Source organism: Rhodococcus sp. F64268, assembly GCF_023015605.1.
GTDB lineage: Bacteria > Actinomycetota > Actinomycetes > Mycobacteriales > Mycobacteriaceae > Rhodococcus.
Map to the genome: position 1 here is coordinate 1 of NZ_JALKAI010000016.1, position 22,525 is coordinate 22,525.

Below are 22,525 nucleotides of genomic sequence, written 5' to 3' on the forward strand. Positions count from 1 at the left end.
GGTTCCTTCGTGTCGAGTCACTTTGGTCGGTAACTCGTCGATCACTACGCGATGGCCCACCTTTACGAGGGCCGACACGCCGCTGGCCTGGCCGGATGTTCCTCAGCCGATTCCCACCATCCCCTGGGACTTACCCCAGAGGCCGAGTTTCTCAGCTAGCCAACCAGCCCGGTCTGGGTCCGCCAGCGCTCCGACCCGCCGCGTCAGCAGGGCAATCGCCTCGCCGCGCCACTGCGGTTCCCCGAGCCTAGAGTGGACCGTTTCCGTCACGCCTGCGCGTAGGTCTTCCTTCACCGCGAGCGCACGCAGTTCCTCGTGACGCATGGCGGCGGTATCGACACCTTCCGGCTCTTCGAGCTCCCACCACCCCGAGTGTCGCAGTGCCACCCACGGATCGGCGGGATGTGGCGCAGAATCCGCGACGGCAAACGGCACCAACAACTCCGCAAGTTCATTCCGCACCTCTGACAACGGGATGAGGCGATCACGACTCGTGATATCTGCTGCCGCCCAGAGCAGCAGCACGAACTTATAGGCTGCCTGTTTCCCGTTTCTGGTGAACACCTTGGTGCTCTCGAGATCCCACATTAGGCCGCCTCTCGCGTGCTTCCCACCGTGGTCGACGACGAACCCCAACGCGGTCAGGCAATCCGAGACCGTCGCCAACCCTCCCGAGAACTCGCGATTGTCGGCAAAATAGCCGGTCGCGTATCCATGAGCCACACCCGCGATCGCTTTCGAGTCGTAGAAGCGCCCGCGGTACACCAACCTGAAGTTGCGGGCTTCGGCGAATCCGCGGCGACGAAGGAATTCCTCCTGTCCAAGGTCATCGAACTCCCTGATCGCGGAGAGCACGGAAGGACGGGTCAGGGCAGCGAGGTCAACGTTCGGCACTTCGTGAACATTAGTGGAGCTTCGCCTTCGAACCCTGACACACGCCCCTCTGGACGTTTCATAAGCCTCGCTACAATCCTGACCATGGCTCGCATCCGCTCAATCGCTGAAGGTACGCAGAAGATCCGCGCGCACGACAGCGAAGTCGACTGCTTCTACAACGTCCTCGACGAGGACGATCTCCGCCTGCTGCACCTGACTACCTTCGGGTCCGACTATCGCAAATCCAAGCCGAAAAGCAGCCAGTCAATACAGATCGACCGCGACATGGCTGTCCAGCTCATCGAAGTCTTGCTCAAGGCGTTCCCCGATATTCTTCCGGCGGCCAAAGCCGCGCGGCCAAACACACCCCACAATTCGGATCACGAGAGCTCCGAGGGTGAGTCACCGATTTTCCAGTCTTTGCTGAGGGAACTCGGCATCGCCGGCTGACGCGTCACTCCCAACCAGGTTGCGCCGTCTCAGGCGGCGCACCGTCTCATCAACGATCGACTCCGAGAGTAGGTCGCCGTGCTGGTGGCGCGTGACGACTGCCTCAGCAAGGAGCAAATCGGTCGTGACGAGGTTCGGGCAGCGTGCTGCGAGCCGCCCCCATGTCTCCACCATGCCGGGCGACAAGGCGTCGGAGACCAGCCCGTGCGCCTCGAGGCGTGCGAGCGCCGCGACCACGAAGGTAAAGGCTGGAATCGCAGTCCATTGATTGCCCTCGTCGAACACTGCCGCCACGATGTCCAGCCGTTCGTTCACAGCTGCGTCGAGATGTGACCATGTGCCCGCCAAGTCCTTCGCGAGGTGCCGGGCATCCGCGAGCAATCCAGAGGGCGAGTCGATTCCCAACCACGCCTCCCTTGCATCGAAGGCTTCCAGGTATGCGGACCAGATCGACTCGGGACTGAGAAGTGCGCTCGGCACGCTCCGTGCCAGAACCGCAAACCGTTCGAGTGCTTCGTCTCCCAGCCTAACGATGTCGCTGATAATCTCGTGTCTCTGGCGACCTGTCGCCGGGAGTTGCCCACTCAACAACACGGTGAGGAGCTCGGTACCGCCGTGTTTCGCGAGATAGCGGAGCGTCTCGGACCGCTCCTCGACGACATCGTGCCGTCGAACGAACAGGGACGGCAGATCCGCAATCTCGACCATGCAACCGACCCAGGGATTGACGTGCAACTCGTTTCGCGTGTCATTCGCCCAAAAGCTCTGCCGCACGATCTCGGTCTCCACGATGAGGGCAGGGATCCCCGAAGCGGGCACAGTGCTGTTTCCCAGAGTCTCCAACGCTTTGCGTGGGTTCTCCGACACCACCCGAAGTAGCTCACGGCGTGTCTGCGAGGAATGGACATCACCGACGTCGTCGAGGACTCGTGCGAGCACCGACCAGATCTCCGGCATCGTCTTCTCGCTCGTAGGGGCAGTGCCGCCCTCTGCGAGGTACTTCGACAGTCGCTCGCGGCCGTTGTTGCGGTCCTTCTTGTACCCGGGTTGTTCGACTACGAACGCTGAGTTGTCCGGCCAGATGGGTGGGTCATACCGAACCCATGGGTCGGCGACGTGCAGCTTCACAAGCAGGTCCCCGGCCCTCTTCAACTCTTTGGGCAACGGCATTCGGTTTTCTGTCACCGCCATTTCGATGCCTCCGGCCCACGGTGCGGTGGTCCACCAGACACTGGCAGCGAGATCGTCGACGATTCTCAGCCCGTCGAAGACCATGTGGCCGTCTTCGACCCAGATGCCTTCGCATGTCCCAACCGGTCGGATCGTTGCCACAGCGAATCGGGCGATCCGTTCGTCCTCGGACACAGCAAGCGCAGTGAGTTCACACTGATCGAGCCCGTGAACCACGTCGTAGAACACCCTCAGATCAACCGCGAATTGATCGTCGACGCGACGTTTCGGACAGTACCACTTCAGACGGTTTCCATCTCGATCACGAACCTCCAGACGGACTGACGTACACCCTGGAATGGACAGAACCAGCAGCGACGTCTCCAGGTCGTCATGGAGCAATACGCGGGAGGAAGTGAACCACTTGATCGCCTGATCCGGTACGCCGACATGGATCTGTATATGGGGAGGGGTGAGGTAGAGCGTATGACTGTGTCCATCGTTGGTGAATGTCGCTGCACGACGTATGTCGCCTGCAGCAAACGTCATCCGAGGTTCGATTGCGTCAATGCCAAGGGTGGAGTCGAATCGCGCTGTGACCTCGCTCAGCCCACCTGATGCAGGAACACGTACCCAACGACTCAGTGAGACCTGGACCCCTTCGAGGACGAAGGTCGTGAACTCGACGCTCGACCCGGCGGATCCTGTCACCGAAACCGTCAGGGGCCCAACAAGTGGCGGGGTGATGTTCGCGAAGGGGTCAACCTCCTGGCGCTCCGACCTGGCAGCAAACTCCGACTCTGCCAGAACCGTTCCGTTCGCGGCACGGACACGGACGAGCCACTTCGAGGTCTCACTACTTGCACGAGCAGGCAGCCGCAGCCTGGGTCGACTCCCGACCACTTGAATCCCCGAGGATGTGGTGAGGCCGATCAACCGATCACTGAGAACGATCTCCGGGGCCTCGACAACGCGGACCCCTCTGAGAATTCCGTGTGTCGAACCGGTTTCGATCTGGAACGAATCCGAGCCCGCAAGGTCGACCATCATGGCACGCCATCCAGCCCATCCTGACGGTGTGACCAATTCTGCGTACGGTTCGATGGCGCTGCCCGAGACCCGGTCGACGAGCGTGGCATCGACCGGCTGCACAACGATGACTTCTGATTTCGGGAGTGAAGCACGATCGTTCAGGGGCTTGCCCTCCATGTCGAAGAGCAAGACCGGGTCGTCAGCACGTACCACCGGGAGGCTACGAATTCGCCCGGACGACCCCTGCTCGACAATGACCTCTCTAGCAGGTCGTTTCACCGGAACACTCGTAGGCGGCGCCTCGTACCATTCGATTCCCCAACGCGATTCCGGTTCGACCAGGTTGGTCTCACCGTCAACGGAGACACTCCACACTTCGTCGTCCGCGGGTGTTGCCGGCAGATCGACGACAATCTGGTCGTCGAGGAACGAGTAAGCGAGTGTGGGGTTCGCTTGCCGTCGCACTACAGCAGGCTGTGTCCCCGGCACCGCCGGGGCTCGGAACGCTGACAGCGCAGCCCGGATTCCTTCGAGCGTGATCGCGGGCAGCGTGATGCCATGATCGTCCAGAGCATCGAGCGGTCGATCCGAGTCGGAGTCGGAAAGACCGCGGACGATTCGATCAAGCACTTCGATCGCGAATACTCCGCCGAACCGCAGGAAATTCCGAACCGGACTCGCGAGCGCAAGTACGTCGGCGTTTCTCTCCGAGCGTGTGATCCAGTCGGCAAGTCCTGCGCCCGAGGCATCCATTCCTCGGTGTAGGTACATAGCTGCAACAGCCACCAGAGCATCCATGCAGTGGATCGGGATACCCGAGTGCACTCCGAGTGTCTGAACATAGCGACCCCGCAGTTCAGGGAAGACGTCGAGTCCGAACCGTTCGAGGTTCGGTTCGACGCATTCACGCAGTGCGCTCTCGAATGCGAGAGTCTTCGGGACGCCGAGTTCTTCCCAGAAGCTCTCCCAGTAGCGACCCTGCTCATAAGCAAGGGCCGCATGTCCGGCCAGCACTGTCAAGGTGAGCGCCGGATACTGGGCGACGAACTCCCGCACAGGACGACGACGCAGTCGACTGCGTTTCGACGCAATTCCGTAGAACCCTTGCAGACGATGCACCTCGGATTCTTCGAAGTCTGCACGCACAATGAGATTCACCTGGTCGAGACGGCCGGCCATCTCGAGTTCGGTGTCCGCGAGCCACTGCTCGAGATCGCTTGTATTGAGAGTTCGGCGTTGCGGTTCCGAGTCCCCCATCACATCCACCTCCTGATCAGTCCTCTCCCGGTCCGGTGCTCGTCACTGGACCGGGACACCGAAAGTCAGCCGCGCAGTCTCCTGATCAGGTCATCGGTATCCACTCGCTCGAGAGGAATCCGAGTGAGACCACTCTCGACCAGCCACGCGTCCCGTTCGGGGTCCTCACAGTTGGTGATGGCGATCCTCTGTCCCTTCCACAGGATCTCAATCGGCCAGCCATCACCCACTTCGAGGCCAATGTCGGGCACGGGCACATCAGCGTCCACGAGCTGCGCCAGCAACGGCCTCGCCTCCGGGTCCACCTGTTCGAGCGCTTCCTGCCAGGCAGACGACACCCCACCCGCAACCGAGATCTGGCGGAAGATATCGAGAGCGCCGCCTCGCGTCAGTTCATCGTGGTACCGCGCATTCCGATAAGTCCGCAAGCAGCCGTAACATGATGTCTCCTCACCGCAGTCGCACGCGTTGAGTCGCTCGACAGCACCGGCAAGCACAAGCCCAAGGTTCTCCGCGATCTTCTTCGCTGCACCTGCGCCCGCAGGCACCGTGTCGAAGAGAACGATGCTGCGTTGGCCGTCTCGGCTCCACGACAATGTTCCGTCGATATCGTCGCGGCTGATCTCGAGTGCTTTCGACGCGCCTTCGAGCAGAGCATAGAGGACGGAGAGCCAATGCGCCTGGCTCTCTTTGCTGTACGAGACTCCACCGAAGGTGAACTCCGCAACATCCGTCTCGTATCGGTGTGCGAGCGACAGGACGTCGAATTGCCCTTCACACGGTTGTCCGGTCGTGGGCCGCTCATGCTTGCGTGAGATCGCCTTCCTTTCTCGGGGAGCTGCCCAGCCGCACCACCTACACACCATGTACCCGCTGCCCTGTGCATCCGAGATCACAGCCATACGCGCGCGAGTGCCCGCCTTGGCTTCGACCCTGATGCCGCCAACCGACTGCCAAGTGAATGTGTCGATCACATCTCCAACGTCTTCGACATAGCTTGCGCCACCCCACTTTCGCTCCGGCGGCGCGGTGCCCACATCGGTTGCTTTGGCATCGGCTACGAATCCGTACTCCGGCACCACTAGCTTCCGGATGGCTTCGAACGGTTCCTCACATGCTGTGCATGTCGCGCCGGCGTCCAGCACGTGCCCGATCTCGAATCGCTCGCACGTCCGACACACCCTGTATTCGAACTGCTCCAGATCGCGCTTGGGCACCCGATGAATGCCCCGAGAAGTCCAGACCTTGCCGCCCGCGACAACCTGGTTGCCTGGCGCGTAGTCGTAGATCGCCTGGCTCAGGTCACGCGAAAGCTCCAGCTTCCGACCGACCGGCTCGTGACAGTGCAATGTCCTGAGTTCCACAGTGTCGACGGGGAAACCGTATTTGGGGAGGATGTTCTTGTTGGCAAGGAAGCCGAGGAGCTGCCGCTGGTCGATAGTGCGAAGTGTCTTCTGCAGCTGCTCGGCCAATCGAAAGTGCTCGGCGTGCTTTGCGTCCTCGATGAGGGCACGGAACGTCTGGAAGTCGTTCTCCACCTCACTCTCGACCTTGTCGAGCAGCGTCACCAGATCTTCGACCCAGCCATCCTCTTCGAGCCCGATCTCGTCTTGAACTGCTGGTGGGAGGATGCGGCGCAAATCGTCCTTCATGCCGTCCGGTACCGGGTTCAAGAAGGAACCCACTCGTGATGCCGGTGAGGTCATCTCGCCTTCTGCCGGCCGGAAGAACTCCCCGGCTTCCTTCCACGCCTTACCGTTGGTTTCGAAGCCGTGCCGGAAGTACGCGGCCAGGGCAACGGAGTGTGCGTGGCGACGACCGATCCGCTCGTTCTCCACCGGCACCCACGGGATGCGCATGGTGCCGCTGATCATCGACGTTGGGTCCTGAAACTTCGAGAGGTCGTGCGAGCTGCGTTTCGCGTAGGTCAGAACGAGTGCGGCGGACGCTGCACGTCGACCGGCACGACCCGCACGCTGCACGTAGTTCGCGGTCTTCGGCGGCATGTTCCGCATGACAACTGATTGCAGGTCGCCCACGTCGACGCCGAGTTCGAAGGTAGTAGAGCATGAAAGGACGTTCACCTTGCCGTCGATGAACGCGCGCTGGATCTCTGCCGCTTCCTCGGCTGTCCACTGCGCGGTGTGCTCCTGGGCCGATAGCGGTGCAGGATTCAACGTGCCGTAGATGTTCCTGTAGTGGTTCGAATCGTCGGCGATTCCTGGTACGTCGTATGCCTGCAACCCCCCGGGGCAGCCGGCGTTGGGGCAGATCGAGAGCACGTTGAACGCGGTGATACGGCGGCACGTGTCGCATCGATGCCACGAACAGTCCATACCGTTGTGAACGCGCAGGTAGGTATGGTCGATCTGATAAGCATCCGATTCGAACTTGTCGGGCTCGTGTTTCACATACCCGTTGTCGAGCAGGAACCGCCAGCATCCATCCAGCAACTTTTCTGTATCGACGGTCCGATTGAGTGCAGCAAGCACTTTCGTGACGAATCGTGCTCGATTATTGCTGCTGCCTGGGCGTCCGCTGGGCAGCCATGAAATGACCTTGTTCTTCGGGTCGGAGCCCACGCGGGTGATACGAATCCGAAGGTTCCGCGGCTCGAACCGTTCGCTTCTGATGTCGACTTCGTCAAGAAGGTTGACGGCACCTTGAAGGCGAACGGTCTTGAGTAGCTCGTCGAGCAGATCCCACGCTTGGTTCGCGCTCAGACCCAGCTGCGTCAAACCGCGCGGTTCGGGGGCACCGTCACGAGCGATGCTCACTCGCATAAGACCGAGACCTTCAAGGGATTGCTTGTGGTCCATGGTCATCAGTTCGCCCATGACCCACTCGTTTACCTCCTTCTCCATCGCGACACTGCCGGCGTTGGGCTGGAAGTGATGCGCCGCGTTGGCCTTCTTCTGCGCGAGGAGGGCAAGATCTTCGACGGTGAGGTCTTTGGCCTCGTACTTGCGGTCCTGCATCGCCATCGTCAGGTATCGCCGCTCGAGCAAGCGCCCGTATGTGCGGCTCAGGTAGGGCGCCGCGAAGGCTGCTGCCTGCCGCGAGTCGGAGAACATCAGAAGCTTCCGCCCCTCTCCGACCTCTTTGACCGTGTCGTCGCTGGCCGCCGGCAATTGTTGATAGAGCGCCGTAGCGATCACAGCCGGTGCCGCGTTCACGTCGGTCCGCAATCGTCGGATGAGTTGGCGAGCGCTTGCACCGCATTCAGTGCAGGTACTCATGACCTTCGTGGGCGCCTTGTGCTCACGCACCTGCCGGTAGGTACCTCCGTTGCAGTCAGCCGTGGGGCACAATCCATCGGCCTCATCCAGCCGACCACAGCCGGTACACAGGTACTTGATTCCCGAGTCGCCCGTTTTGCTGTCGCCGAGCGTTGCTTCGTCCTCGTCCACGCTGGTGTCGGTGGCATCAGTGAGAACCAACCACTTGACTGCTCCATCGTCCCGCGCACTGGGGACGAAGTACTTCCCCGTCTTCCGGAGCTCCACATCGCCGGCAAGGTGCACGGCGCCGCATCGCTGACAGGTTCCGAATTCGAACATGGCGCGTCGTGTGGTGTCGTCGAACAAGTGACGACCGAGCAGGATTTTCGGTCCATCATCACCGAAACTGACAAACGCGCCCTCCGTGGCGCGGGCAAACATGTGGTAGCGCGCTGAGAGCACTGGGTTCTTGCTTACATCAGTAACCGCAGAGCCGAGCGCAACGAGATCCCGCAGTTTGGATTCACACCGTGAGTCGCTTGGCCAGAGTCGCTCGGCTAACGTTCGTGCGTCGAGTGGCCCATCCTTGAGCTCGTCACGTAGAGCCTGGATGGTTTTCTCCGTATGAAGGGCGTGGGCGGCGTCGCCTCTTGACGAGTGGGCGCTCAAATCCGACAGGTCTACGTCAGGGTTCGCCCACGCGTCCAGTTCAGTATCGGTGATCTGCCAGGTGGGCGGCTCATCGTGTGTGAGCCGTACCGGCTGTACCAGATCCTGACGATCAGGATCTTCGTCCACGTACTCGAAGTCGGCCTGGAACAGATTCCGCGCGAACCTCATTGCTTCTCCGCGCTCGCCGTCGAGAGAGGCCGATGTTGCGATGCACTGCAATGCAGAATCCGGCGCGACCCGTTGACGCAGCCGCCTGAGAAGGAGCGCAACCTCTGCCCCCTGAGCGCCGTCGTACACGTGCGCTTCGTCGAGTGCGATGAATTTCCATGTACCGGAGTAGGGTCCGTCGAACAGATCGATGTCGGCAGGACGCAACAGGAGGTATTCGAGCATCGCGTAGTTGGTGAGCAGGATATGCGGCGGGCGAGCGCGCATCTCCTCACGGCTCAGCAGTTCGTTCTCGACGCGCTTCTGGCCGGGATTCGCGGCGCTGAAACGGCTGGCGGCCTTGTCCGCGTACTCGTGGGTTTCACCCGTGTACCGGCCGAACGTGATGTCGGGGATCCCGCTGAGCATCGTGCGGAGACGTTTGAGCTGATCGTTCGCCAACGCATTCATCGGGTACAGGAGCAATGCGCGCACTCCCGGACCGAGGGTTCCGGCCTCTCGTTCTTCGATGAGCGAGTTGATGATCGGAAGGAGGAAGCTCTCTGTCTTACCAGAACCGGTACCGGTACTGACGACGATGTTGCGTCCGGCGGTAACCTTCCTGATCGCCCTCTCCTGATGCAGGTACAACGGCCGGTTCAACTCGTTGGGATTCGGATACAGGTCGGCCAAACCCGGCCGCAACACACCCTCGCCAATAAGATCGGGGATGGACTTTCCAGGCTTGTAGGGAGGGGTGAGTTCCAGCAACGGCCCTTTGGTGAGCAAGCGTGTCTCGTCGATCGCTGCATCGAACGCAGCCGCGATCGCAGGGTCACTCGGCCCCAGCAGTGTCTTGAGGTACCGCTTGTAGGTCTCATCGATCTGCCGCGCAGTGGCCAGGGGGTCAAGTCGATCCGACATCAATTTTCTCCGATCAGGTTGCCGTGGCAGGCATGGGTTACAAGTGCTTCAGCGATGAGCAGATCGGTCATCACCAATCCTGGGCACAATCGGGCCATTTCGGCCCAAGACTCTTCGAAGTCCGCAGTGACAGGCGGGTGGCGGAGCATTCCGTGCGCCTTCATTCTGGCGAGGACCGCAAAGGTCAGCGACTGCAGTGAAAGCAGCATCCATTGATGTTGTTGCGTATTCACCCCGTCGAGCTTCTCGTTTCGTGCAGCGACTTCACGGTAGATCTGGCCGCGGGTGCGCTTGATGACATCGAGCGTGCGCACTGTGGCCGAACCGAACGACGGCGACCATCCTTGGGCAATCCACTTCGTGCGTTGGTGGAATGCATCGATGACAGCGCTGACGCGGGTGTCTTCATCGAGTACAGCACCTGGAACCAGGCGCGCATGCTCGAAGATCGCTTCGACTTGTGAGCCGGGTAGCCCGTCGAGCAGCAGTGTGTCCTTGTCGAACACCCCCGCGTAGAGCTGTATGGATTTGCCGCGGGTCAATACTTCGAGGAGGGCATCTCCCCCCTTGTCTTCGAGGTAGTCGAGTGTCTCGGCGCGCTCAGCTTCCACGTAGTGTCGTCGCTCGTACAACGAAGGCAGATCGGCGATTTCGATCATGCATCCGACCCAGGGGTTCGGATGGAGGTCGTTCACTGTCGAATCCGCGGTGTAGCTCCGATAGACCAGACCAGTGCGAATGAGGAGCGACATCATTTCCGGTAGCGGGATGGTGCTGCTCCCCAACGCTTCGAGCGCTGCACGTGAATTCTCGGCGAGGATCCGACCGAGCGCGGACCGTAGCTGCTGCGTCTGCACGTCCTCCGAATCCTGCGGGAGCAATGCCAACGCGGCCCACACCTCGGGCATGCTGACAGCGTCTGCGGGCGCTGGTCCCTCGCCAGCAAGGAACCGCGACAGGTTGTCGCGTTCATGCGCGGGGTCGTGCATCCATCCGGGCTGGTTCACCTCCAACGCAGAATTCTGCGGCCACGACGGGGGCGTGAGGGTGGTCCACGGATCATCGACGAAGACCTCCGCAAGCATGGGCCCCGCGTTGACGTGTGTGTCGGGTAACTTGGCGCGACCCTCGACGACCTGGACGGTCAGAACCGGACGCCATGGCGCCGTGCGAGCCCACAGGTTGACGGCGAGGTCTTCCTCACCAGCTGGGTTCTCGAGAATGAGCATTCCGTCATCGACGATGATCCCTGTGCACAAGGCTGCCGGCCGGACGTGCACCAGAACCACTTTTGTGGTGCGACTGTATTCGTCGTCTACGAGGGCGACGATCCGACACGGCCCGACGTTTCGTGCAGCGTCGAAGAAGACTCGGCTGGGGACTTGAAAGTAGTCGTAGTGCGGGGTGTCCGGCGTGACATCTTTGATCAGGTCACCATCATGGGTTTCGAGCTGAATTACCGCAGCCTCGGCAAACGGAGCGTGCAACGCGATGAGTCGATGCTCGTCGAGCTCGGCGGGGGTGAGCACGGCGGCCGCGGTTCGCCACTGAGCCGGCGCGCCGATCGGGTCGGCTCGCATTTGAAGGTATGGCGGTGTGAGCCGCAATCGGTAGGTCCGTTCGGGCTGCGCGACTGTCACCAACTTGTCGCGGTCACCTGCCGCGAACTCGACACGCGGATGGGGCACTTCGAGGCCCCATTCGCTCGACACCTGCGCGGTCACCGGAATCAGACCGCCGGTTGCCGGGAATCGAAACGGTCTTGTGTAGTCGATGGAAATCCCCTCAGCGAGGAACACCTGCTGGCGCAGGTCACCTCCGATGGGACCGGACACCTGGATGTCGAACATGCCGAGGACCGCGTCTTCGATAGACTCGAACGGATCGACTGCGAGTTCCTCCGTGGTGCCAAAAACTTCGGAATCGAGGAGCCAGCTCGAAGAATCTGCCCGTCTCACGCGGACTCGCCACACGATGTCCTGCTTGCCGGTGTTCGCTGGCAAAGTGACCTCGGGGCGTGATCCGTAAACGGTCAGGCCGTTGAGTGTCTGCAGACCTTCGACGACCTCGCCGTGTTCGAATGTCGGTGTCGCTGCGTCACGCACAGTGCGGACGCCCCCAGGGGCTCGCGTGCCTCGTCTGGTCAGCACAATCGAGCCGCACGTCGACAGGTCGAGTTCAGCGGCTGACCAACCGCTCCAACCGACCGGTGAGTCGGCGGCAAACGTCGGCATGAGAGACCTACCGGTACCGACGTCGACGACCTGGGCGTCGCTCGGATACACAGCCAGAACGCAGCCGCGCGGTAACGCCGTGTGACGGGGAATCCACCGCCCCTCAGTGTCGAAGACCAGCAGCGGATCGTCCTTGTCGACCACAGCGATCTGGGTGGACTCGTCGCTTGGCTGATGCTGCAAGAGCACCTCACGCACCGGGCCCGGCACCGGGACCTGAGTCGGTGGATGTTCTTCGTCGGCGCGCACACCCCAGCCGGGTTCAGCGAGAGCTTCCCGGCTCACCCCGTCGAAGGACAATCTCCACGGCACCTCGGGGTCGATGTCCGGATACGGCACTTCCACCACGATCTGTCGATCGAGCGGCAGGAATGCGATGGTCGGCTTACGGCGACGTCGCGCACGTGGCACCACAGGACGCGGCCCGCTCCCGAACGGGCGATCCCGCAACAGCTCGATCAGCTTTTCGAGCAGCAGTGTCGGCAGACCGGTGGTCGAGGTTTCGAGGTCGAGGTCGGACGCGGCCCAATCCTCGTTGTTGACCGTGAACTGTACGAATTCGATGATCCGGTTGAGAATGTCGACGGCTAACTGGTCTCCGTACGCGATGAAGTTGCGAACCGGGACATCGAGTGCGTTCATCCGGTGCTTCTTGCCTGGCTCGCGCAACCACTCGATGATCTCCGCACCGCTGGCCACGACACCCACCACCATACGTTCTTCGAGCACATCGATGATGTCGCGCATGCAGTACACCGGAAAACCCGCGTGCATGGCCATCAACTGCACATACTCACTCCTCAGCTCCGGGAACTTGCGCAGACTGAAGCGTGTCAACAATCGGTCGAGCGACTTGCGCAGAGCGTGTTCGACGGATTGCTCGCGCGGTAGATCGAGTCGGGCGAAGAACTCGTCCCAGTAGCGGTGCTGTTCGTAACCCAGTGCAGCCTGGCCGACGAGGATCGCGAGTGTCAGTGCCGGATACTTCGCGATGACGTCCTCGGCAGTCCTACCGACACGGAGCATGTCCGCAGCTTGGCGGCCGTACATTTCCTGAGCCCGGCGGATCTCGTCTTCATCGAGGTTGATCTCGACTACGAGAGCGGCTTTCTCCAGTCGTCGCGTGAGCTCGAACTCCTGGTCGGACAGCCATTGCTGCCGAAACGACGCCCCACTCAATGAAAACTCCCCCTCCTCGCAAGAACCCTTGCTCACAAATCCGACAGACCTCACGAACCGCCCATGTAACAGTTGTTTAGTTCCAGAGCGTTAAGTTGATACATCACGACTTCGACACAGCAGGAGCACTCACGGCATGACCACTGCATTACCGAGCGAGGACCTCAACGTCGCCCCGGGGTCGATCGTGGTCGTTCGCGACGACGAGTGGCTGGTCACGTCCGCCGAGCAGGGTTCGGACGGCTGGCTAGTGCGAGTCCGTGGCCTGTCGGAGTTGGTCGCCGACACCACCGCGACGTTCTACTCGAGTCTCGACACGATCGAGGTGCTGGACCCGCGCAACGCCCAGGTTGTTGCCGACGGGTCTTCTGGTTACCGCGACTCGCGGCTGTGGTTGGAGGCGCTGCTACGCAAGACGCCGTTCCCGTACGGCGACCAGACTCTGACTGTGTCGACGCAGATGCTCGCCGATTCGCTCGGCTACCAGCGGGCGGCGGTGGCGAAGGCCCTCGATCCGCAGCACATCCGACCGCGCATCCTGATCGCGGACGCGGTGGGTCTGGGCAAGACCCTCGAGATCGGCATGATCCTGTCGGAGCTGGTGCGGCGCGGTCGCGGTGAGCGAATCCTGATCGTCACTCCGAAGCATGTGCTCGAGCAGATGCAGCACGAGTTGTGGTGCCGGTTTGCGTTGCCGTTCGTGCGACTCGATTCGGCGGGCATCCAGAAGGTGCGACAGAAGCTACCTGCCACGCGAAACCCGTTCACGTATTTCAAGCGGGCGATCATCTCGATCGACACCCTCAAGAGCCCCCGCTACAAGGCGCACCTGCAGCGGCAGCACTGGGATGCGGTGGTGATCGACGAGTCGCACAACCTCACCAACGTCGGCACCCAGAACAACGAGCTGGCCCGCGTCCTGGCTCCGAACACGGAGGCGCTGATCCTGGCGTCGGCGACCCCGCACAACGGCAAGGAGGAGTCGTTCGCGGAGCTGCTGCGGCTGCTCGACCCGACGGCCGTCGCTGCGGACGGCTCGTTCACCAAGGACGACGTCGCGTCGCTGCTGATCCGCCGGCACCGGCACCACCCCGAGGTCGCGGCTGAGGTCGGCAGCGACTGGGCTGAGCGTGCCGAACCAGTCCACAAACTCGTCACGCCGTCACCTGCAGAAGACGCCGTCGCGCAGGAACTCTCGCAGACCTGGCTGCACCCGCAGTCGGGCCGCTCTCCGTATTCGGGTGAGACGAAGGCCCTGTTCCCGTGGACTCTCGCGAAGGCGTTCCTGTCCTCCCCCGCCGCTCTCGCCGAGTCGATCAAGCAGCGCCGCGGCAAGCTCGACCCGCACATCCCGGCGCAGGCCACCGAGCTGACGGCGCTCACGACCCTCGACGAGCTGAACGCGGAGGCGTTGAACGACTCGGCCGGCAAGCAGGCCGCGCTGGTGCAGCGGCTCAAGGAGATCGGGGTCGGCAAGAAGTCCGGCACCCGCGCGGTGGTGTTCGCCGAACGCGTCGCGACACTGCGCTGGCTCACCGAGCACCTGCCGAAGCAGTTGGGCCTCAAGCCCGAAAACGTCGCGATGCTGCACGGCGGCCTGTCGGATGTGGAGCAGCAGGAGATCGTAGACAGCTTCAAGCTGGAAACCTCCCCGATCCGGGTGCTAGTGACGGGTGACGTCGCGTCAGAGGGCGTGAACCTCCACGCGCAGTGCCACCACCTGATCCACTTCGACATCCCGTGGTCGCTGATCCGCATCGAACAGCGCAACGGCCGCGTCGACCGGTATGGGCAGAAGCATCCGCCGGTGATCTCGTCGCTGATCCTCGAACCGTCCGACCCGGACTTCTCCGGTGACCTGCGGGTGCTGTCGCGGCTGTTGGAGAGGGAGAACCAGGCGCACGGCACCCTGGGTGACGTCGCGTCACTGATGGGCAAGCATTCGGTGACGGACGAGGAGAACGCGATCCGCGACGTCCTGGTCGGCAAGTCCACCCTCGACGAGCAGATCCGCGACGTCCACGACGTCGCTGCGGGCGACGACCTGGACGCGTTCTTCGCGCAGTTCGACCTCGACGAGACCGAGGACGACGCCCCGGCGAACGCGCTGCCGCAGGCGCCGCGGCAGAGCCTGTACGCCGACGACCTCACCTTCCTCGACGAGGCGCTCAAGGCCTCGTTCCATGACGTGCCGCACGCGAAGCCCGAGGAAGGCGGTGTCGGCTGGACGGTGCACGCCAATCACGCGGTCGCGGAGCTGACGCCGCCACGTGACCTGCGGCAGCGGCTCTGGCAGTTGCCGCAGAACTACCTGCAGCACGGCAAAGTGCTCGAACGCCTCACCCTTGCCACCTCCCCGGAGGTCGGCAACGCGCAGCTCGCCGCCGCCAAGGAAGGCAAGGGCGTCGCAAACACCACGTGGCCGGAGGCGCACTTCCTGGGCCCACTGCACCCGGTTCTCGACTGGGCGAGCGACCGCGCGTTGAGCGCGTTGGGCCGCAATCAGATCTTCGTGATCCGCGGCGACGTGGACGCCCCGACGGTGTTGCTGATGGGCACGCTGATGAACCGCCGCGGCCAGCTGATCTCGCGGGTGTTCTCAACCGCCGAGTTCCCCAATCCGAACAACCCGTCGTTCTGCGTGGTAGAGACCCTGGCGGATCTCGACTTCCTCACCACGGACACGGGGCTGCGGCCGGGGTCTGCGAACCCCGGCGCGGTCGCAGACGCCGAGCGGTACCGAGCGCTGGTGCCGATCGCGGTGGATGAGGCGACCACAGCGATGCACCTCGTCCTCGGCGCGCAGGAACGCACGGCCACCGAGCGGCTCGCGAGCTGGCGGAAGCGCGCCGACCGCTGGCACTCGGGCGCCGAGCAGCTGGAGCTCGTCGCCGGGCAGCGCAAGAAGGTGGACACCCTGTCCCGCCGCATCGCGGAGGAGCAGCGCCTCGCCGAATCCCTCGCCCCCACCCAGCAGTTGGTGCGTCCGCTACTGCTCATCGTCCCCGCCCAGAACTCCGGAAAGGACCAGTAGGTCGTGGCCTCTTTCGATTCCATCGTCATCGGCGAGGACTGGATCAGTGAGCACTACTTCACCACCGACTCGGCGAAGGAGTCGTTCCACGGCAAGGTGCTCGAACTGCGCAAGCTGTGGGATGCGGAGAAGAAGGACGGCCGGACGACGGTCCGTGACGACCTGCTCGCCGCCACCACCGAACTGCAGACAGCACTCGCCGGGCTGGCGGAGAACCCAGACGCCGCACCCGAGGCACACGCCCTGACCCGGACCACGTTCGGCTACCCGGCGGCGCTGTCGACGTTCACCGCCGAGCGGGCCGGCTCCGAACTGGAGATTCCCGACGCGAAGCTCGATGGCATCGCGAGCGTGTTGTTCCTGCAGGCGGTTCCAGTCGCCTCGATCGAGGACCTGCTCGATCCCGAGACAGGCCTTCTGATCTCCCCGGCCGTGGAGGACGGCAAGTCGATCGAATCGGCGTCGAAGGCGGTGTCGGCGGCGTTTCGGTCTGATGCGCCGCCGGCGTTCGTGGTGGTGCAGGCCGGACAGTGGCTCCTGCTCGCCGAGGCGGAACGCTGGGCGGAGGGACGCTACCTGGCCGTAGATCTGCTCGTGGTCGCGGAGCGGCGGCACGAGGCGAAGGGCGGCGAGATCGACCGCGTCGCCGCGATGTTCGGCCGGCAGGCGCTGCTGCCGGACGCGGACGGTAACATCTGGTGGACGGGGGTGCTGGAGGATTCGGTCAAGCACACCGTCGGGGTGTCGAAGGACTTGCGTGAGGGCATCCGGTTGTCCATCGAGATCATCGCCAACGAGGTGGTGAAGCGGCGCGCCTCACAGGGGCTGACGCTGGACGGAATCGACGGGCAGGACCTGGCGAAGCACTCACTGCGGTTCCTGTACCGGATCCTGTTCCTGCTGTACGCGGAGGCGTCCCCGGAGATGCGGGTGCTGCCGACCGGTGCCGCGGAGTACGAGGAGGGCTACGGCCTGGACCGGCTGCGGGAGCTGACGCTCACCGAGCTGGTGTCGGAGCAGTCCCGTACCGGCACGCACCTGTACGAGTCGCTGGCGACACTCTTCCGGCTCGTCGACCGCGGCCACACCCCCAATGTTCGGGAGGATGTCGCGGACGACCCGGCGCCGGGCCTGGAGTTCCAGCCGCTGCGCGCCGACCTGTTCAAGTCGGAATCCACGGCGCTGATCGACGAGGTGGGCCTGGGCAACGAGGCGACGCAGCGGGTACTCGAACACCTGCTGCTGTCGAAGGAATCGAAGGGCCGCCGCGGCGCCGACCGCGGCTTCATCTCGTACGCCGAGCTGGGCATCAACCAGCTGGGCGCGGTGTACGAGGGCCTGATGAGCTACACCGGGTTCTTCGCGGAGGAGGACCTGTACGAGGTGGCGAAGAACGGTGATCCGGAGAAGGGGTCGTGGGTAGTCCCGGTGGACCGCTCCGATTACCTAGACGAGAAGGATTTCGTCCGCGCGGTGGACGAGGCGACCGGCGAGGAGAAGCCGGTGCTGCACCGCAAGGGCACGTTCGTGTTCCGCCTCGCCGGCCGCGAACGCCAGCAGTCGGCCTCGTACTACACCCCCGAGGTGTTGACGAAGTTCGTGGTCTCGCAGGCCCTCGAAGAGTTGCTGGATCAGAACGACGAGCGGACAACGCCGGAGCAGATCCTGGAGCTGACGATCTGCGAGCCCGCGCTCGGGTCGGGCGCGTTCGCCATCGAGGCGGTCCGCCAGCTCGCCGCCGAGTATCTGAAGCGCAAGCAGGAGGATCTGGGCGAGCTGATCGACGCCGACCAGTACCCAGTCGAGTTGCAGAAGGTGAAGGCGCACATCGCCCTGCACCAGGTGTACGGGGTGGACCTCAACGCGACAGCTGTGGAATTGGCGGAGATCTCGCTGTGGCTGGACACGATGGTTGCCGGCCTGCAAGCCCCGTGGTTCGGTCTGCACCTGCGCCGCGGCAACTCGCTGATCGGTGCACGGAGGTCGGTGTACGCACCGAGCCTGCTCGCGAAGAAGCAGTGGCTCAAGGAGCCCGCGAAGGATGTGCCGCTGCGCGAGGAGATCGGCGACGGAATCCACCACTTCCTTCTCCCGGCCGAGGGCTGGGGTGCGGTGATCGACACGGCAGAGGCCAAGACCTATGCGCCGGAGAAACGTGAAGAATTACGCCTGTGGCGCAACGAGATCCGTAAGTCGCCGAGCAAGGCGATCGTGAAGCGCCTGCAAGCGCTGGCGCAGCGCGTGGAGACGCTGTGGGAGTTCACACTCCGACGCTTGACGATCGCGGAGTCAGAGATTCGACGCGACATTCACCTGTGGGGTTCGGAGCCTGTCGACCACACCCCGGCGGTGACGCGTGAGGAGATCGAGCTCGTCCTGAGTAACCCGAATGGCGCGTATCAGCGTCTGCGTCGGGTGATGGACGCGTGGTGCGCGATCTGGTCGTGGCCGATGACGACGGATATCGAGCCACCGGATTGGGATCAGTGGGTCGGTGCTCTCGAGGCCGTGCTCGGAGTACCTGTGAAGGAAACCGCGGCCGAACGACGTGGCCAGATGAGCATTGGCCGCGACACCAGTTGGCAGGAGCTTGGTTTCGCCGAGGAGAACGACCTGCTTCTCTCCCGTGCGATGGCTGTGGGCCATGCGTACCACCAGTTCCCATGGTTGGACGTCGCGCAGAAGATTGCCGAGCCGCAGGGCTTCTTCCACTGGGAACTCGACTTCGCTCCGGTGTTCGCGGGCGGAGGCATCGACCTGCAAGTCGGTAATCCGCCGTGGGTGCGACCGGACTGGGACGAAGCGAGCGTGCTCGCCGAGTTTGATCCTTGGTGGCTACTGGCAACGAAGGCTCCTGAAGCTACCAAGCGAGAGAAGCGGGCCGCGCTCCTCTCCGGCCCAAGTATCGCTGGCCAGTTCCTCAACGAACGAGCTGTTCAGGCGGGGGCGATCGAGCACTACGGCTCATCGAACGATCGACCGATCCTCGAGGGCCTACGCCCAAACCTGTACAGGTGCTTCATGGAACGAACCTGGCGGTCAGCTTCGACCAACGGGATCGTTGCACTCATTCATCCCGACACCCACTTCACTGAGCTTCGTGCGCGCAAATTACGCGAAGCTGCCTACACCAGATTGCGCCGCCACTGGGAATTTAGGAATGCAATCCATCTATTTACCGAGATCGACCGCCACATCCATTACGCCGTCCACATCTACGGCAGGACCGACAAACCAGACTTTATCCAGGGTGCGTCTCTATTCCATCCAGACACAGCGGCCCGATCCGTCAATCACGATGGAAGCGGAGAGACGCCCGGCATGAAGGACGCCGACGGGTCATGGGATCTGCGACCACATTCAAAAAGAATCATCCACGTAGATGACACAGTGCTGGGCGTATGGGCCCAAGTAATCGATGAACCGGGAACGCCCGCGCGCGAGGCACGTATTCTGTACCCAATAAACCAACCGAGCGCCGCTGTCCTTCGAAAAATCGCTAACGCTCCCCGATTTTCCGAAACCAATTTCAAATGGTGCTTCGGATGGGACGAGGCCGCCGAGAAGAAGAGGGGGCGTATAAGGAACTACACACATACGCCGGACAATCTCAATGTCTCGATCCTACAAGGGCCACACATAACCGTATCGAACCCACTATTCAAAGCGCCACTATCCGACAACAAGACGAACCGAGATTACGCAGAGATTGACCTCACCTCCATACCGGAGGAGTTTGTCGCGTCCACAAACTACATCCCAGATGTTCCATACACCGAGTACATCTCGGCGTACCCTCGATGGTCGGACGCACCCAGTAACACCTTCTTCCGCCTGGTATGGCGTGAGATGTGCGACTCGGCAACCGTGCGAACGCTCCATGCCGCGGTCATCCCTCCAGGACCGACACATGTTCTCACGATGCACTCAGTGGGCGACGTTGGCCATCTCGACCTAGCCGTGGCCGCCGGCTTCGCATCCTCGTTAATAGGCGACTTCATGATGAAGATTTCCACGTCCGGACACATCAACGTCGGCGCCATAGCAAGACTACCGCATGTACGAAACCACCCTCTCGAACAGTCTCTCGTTTTGCGCACACTACGACTGAACTCGCTGACGAACGACTACGGCACATTATGGTCTAGCCTCTACAACCTAGACTGGACAAATGATTCATGGGCGTACAACCCCGAGAATTACCGAACTCGGCTATCACTTGGCGCGGTAGAGCCCCAATGGAGCTGGTCGACTCCGATCCGTAGCGATTTTGATCGAAGGCAAGCACTCATCGAAATTGATGCAATCGTCGCGGTCATGCTCGACATATCGGCCGAGGAGCTACTTACCATCTACAGCACCCAGTTTCCGGTCCTGCAAAAGTACGAACGAGAAGCCCTGTATGACGCAACAGGCCGCCAGCTCCCGACGACGCTCGCGTCGGAGTACCGCAGACATCGCGGTCTCGAGCCGGCCGACCTCACCGTCGACGGCGTCACTTACCAAGAGCCCTTCACCGGCGTCGACCGCGAACGCGACATGGAACTCGCCCACGAGTACTTCGCCACGCACTCGACAGCGCACTAAGACAGGCCACTAGTTTCTATCTAGTATGCAGGAACTTTCAGAGAGGGAAAAATGGGACGGCTGCACGTAACACAGATTGAACAACGCCTACAGCAAACCGTGATGCCACATGTCGACTGCTCAGACCTCGGCGCACACGGACCAGAGCAGCAAAAACAAACCAAGAACAGCCGGTCGCTCGCCGCATTTGTCATCATGAAGCTGGGCGGGGTAACCGAGACGGAGGCAGCATCGGCAGTCACAGACGAATCCGGCGACAACGGAATTGACGCCATCATCGCACTGTCAGAAGAATCACGAATCGTTGTAACGCAATCGAAGTGGTCAAACGATAGTGGAGGCAGTGCCGCAAGCTCCGACATGATCAAGTTTCGCGAAGGAATTGATGACCTACTCTCGCTTAACTGGCACAAGTTCGGAACAAAGCTTCAAAGCAAGAGTTCCGACCTCGAGAAGCTCCTTCTGGACCCCAACGCGAAGATCGACATCGTCTTCGCTCATCTCGGAACCAGTGACGTCGCACCAGCCGTCGCCGAAATCATGGACTCATACCTCGCGGAGCTAAATGACCCGACAGAGATCGGGACCTTCAACTACCTCAACCAAGGCCGAATTCACAAGATGCTAGTTGAGGAAACCGAAGGCACACAGATCGACCTGGATGTCGCACTCTCCGACTGGGGAGTTATTGAAGGTCCACCAGCTGCCTACTACGGCCATGTTTCCGCGTCAGATATTTCTTCATGGTATCAGCAACACGGCAAGTCAATTCTCTCCAAGAACGTTCGCGTTGCACTCTCCGATTCGGAAGTCAACGACGGCCTCCTCAAGACCCTCACGACGGAACCTGACAAGTTCTGGTACTTCAACAATGGCATCACGGTCCTCTGCGAAAGAATCGACAAGTCCGCCGCCGGCGGAACAGACCGCAGAATCGGAGTTTTTCGCGCAACAAACGCAAGTATTGTAAACGGCGCGCAAACGGCGAGCGTCCTTCACAAATTTAAACAACAAGGCGGGGAACTTTCGTCGGTTCAGGTGATGGCTCGGTTTATTTCACTGAATGGAGCAGAAGAGACCTTCTCATCTGAGGTCACACGGGCCACGAACACGCAGAATCGAATCGGCGGTCGAGATTTCGTCGCCTTGGATCCACAACAGAAGCGGATCAAGGATGAGTTCAGCGTGGCCGGTTATACCTACACCTACCGAACTGGGGAGGAATCGCCATCCCCGGAGTCTGGTTGCGACCTCACCCAGGCGACTGTAGCTCTGGCCTGTGCTCATTCTCCTCAACTCGCGACGCAGGCGAAAAGAGAAATTAGCCGACTGTGGGACGATATTGAACGCGCGCCGTACCGCTCTCTATTCAACGGAAAAACCACGTATGTCAGGATATGGCGCTGTGTCGAGATTCTTCGCCTCGTCGAGGACTCCTTGTCAAAAGAAAAATCCACACTTGAGGGACGCGACAGACTCGTTGCTACGCACGGAAATCGCGCCATACTCAATCTCATCTTCTCACAGCTGAATATGGCGAAGATAGACGACCCGGATTACAAGTGGAGCAATGAAGCATCGAAGGTATCCACGCTCCTTCCTCAAGTTCTCTCCGCCGTGATTAAGGAAGTCACGTCAAACCACCCAGGCTACCCTGCGAGTCTATTCAAAAATTCCTCGAAGGTAAGCGCACTCGAATCGACGGTAGTCGCGCACCTAAAGGATGCGCAGTGACTACGCTT

The 22,525-nt window shown here is 61.7% G+C and carries 8 protein-coding genes; 4 read left to right on the plus strand and 4 right to left on the minus strand.

What is annotated here, in order from left to right; translation table 11 throughout:
* Positions 1 to 102: 102 nt before the first annotated feature.
* Entirely contained in the window at positions 103 to 894 is a 792-nt protein-coding gene (locus MWU77_RS23455; RefSeq protein ID WP_247274910.1) for a hypothetical protein, read from the minus strand.
* An 84-nt stretch (positions 895 to 978) separates the two neighbouring features.
* Between MWU77_RS23455 and MWU77_RS23460 the strand changes: the two genes are divergently transcribed.
* The gene (locus MWU77_RS23460) at positions 979 to 1,326 is read left to right on the plus strand and encodes a hypothetical protein (RefSeq protein ID WP_247274911.1); all 348 of its coding nucleotides are present in this window, start codon (positions 979 to 981) and stop codon (positions 1,324 to 1,326) included.
* On the opposite strand, the gene MWU77_RS23465 is transcribed toward MWU77_RS23460, so the two are convergent.
* From MWU77_RS23465 to MWU77_RS23475, 3 genes are all read right to left on the minus strand, one after another.
* The gene (locus MWU77_RS23465) at positions 1,279 to 4,785 is read right to left on the minus strand and encodes a hypothetical protein (protein ID WP_247274912.1); all 3,507 of its coding nucleotides are present in this window, start codon (positions 4,783 to 4,785) and stop codon (positions 1,279 to 1,281) included. The genes MWU77_RS23460 and MWU77_RS23465 overlap by 48 nt on opposite strands.
* Positions 4,786 to 4,850: 65 nt before the next feature.
* Positions 4,851 to 9,749, minus strand: coding sequence for a DEAD/DEAH box helicase (locus MWU77_RS23470; RefSeq protein WP_247274913.1), 4,899 nt, complete (start codon positions 9,747 to 9,749; stop codon positions 4,851 to 4,853).
* The gene (locus MWU77_RS23475) at positions 9,749 to 13,162 is read right to left on the minus strand and encodes a hypothetical protein (RefSeq protein WP_247274914.1); all 3,414 of its coding nucleotides are present in this window, start codon (positions 13,160 to 13,162) and stop codon (positions 9,749 to 9,751) included. The genes MWU77_RS23470 and MWU77_RS23475 overlap by 1 nt, the downstream gene beginning before the upstream one ends.
* A gap of 136 nt (positions 13,163 to 13,298) precedes the next feature.
* Between MWU77_RS23475 and MWU77_RS23480 the strand changes: the two genes are divergently transcribed.
* Genes MWU77_RS23480 through MWU77_RS23490 form a run of 3 tightly spaced genes read left to right on the plus strand, consistent with a single transcriptional unit; the run spans position 13,299 to position 22,517 of the window.
* Positions 13,299 to 16,196: a helicase-related protein gene (locus MWU77_RS23480; protein WP_247274915.1), complete on the plus strand. Its 2,898-nt coding sequence runs from the start codon at positions 13,299 to 13,301 to the stop codon at positions 16,194 to 16,196.
* Positions 16,197 to 16,199: 3 nt separating this feature from the next.
* Positions 16,200 to 20,783 (plus strand): DNA methyltransferase, encoded by a 4,584-nt coding sequence (locus MWU77_RS23485; RefSeq protein ID WP_247274916.1) that lies wholly within the window; start codon positions 16,200 to 16,202, stop codon positions 20,781 to 20,783.
* 51 nt (positions 20,784 to 20,834) lie between these two features.
* A complete protein-coding gene (locus MWU77_RS23490) occupies positions 20,835 to 22,517 on the plus strand; it encodes an AIPR family protein (RefSeq protein WP_247274917.1) in 1,683 nt (560 codons plus the stop codon).
* The last annotated feature ends 8 nt before the right edge of the window (positions 22,518 to 22,525 follow it).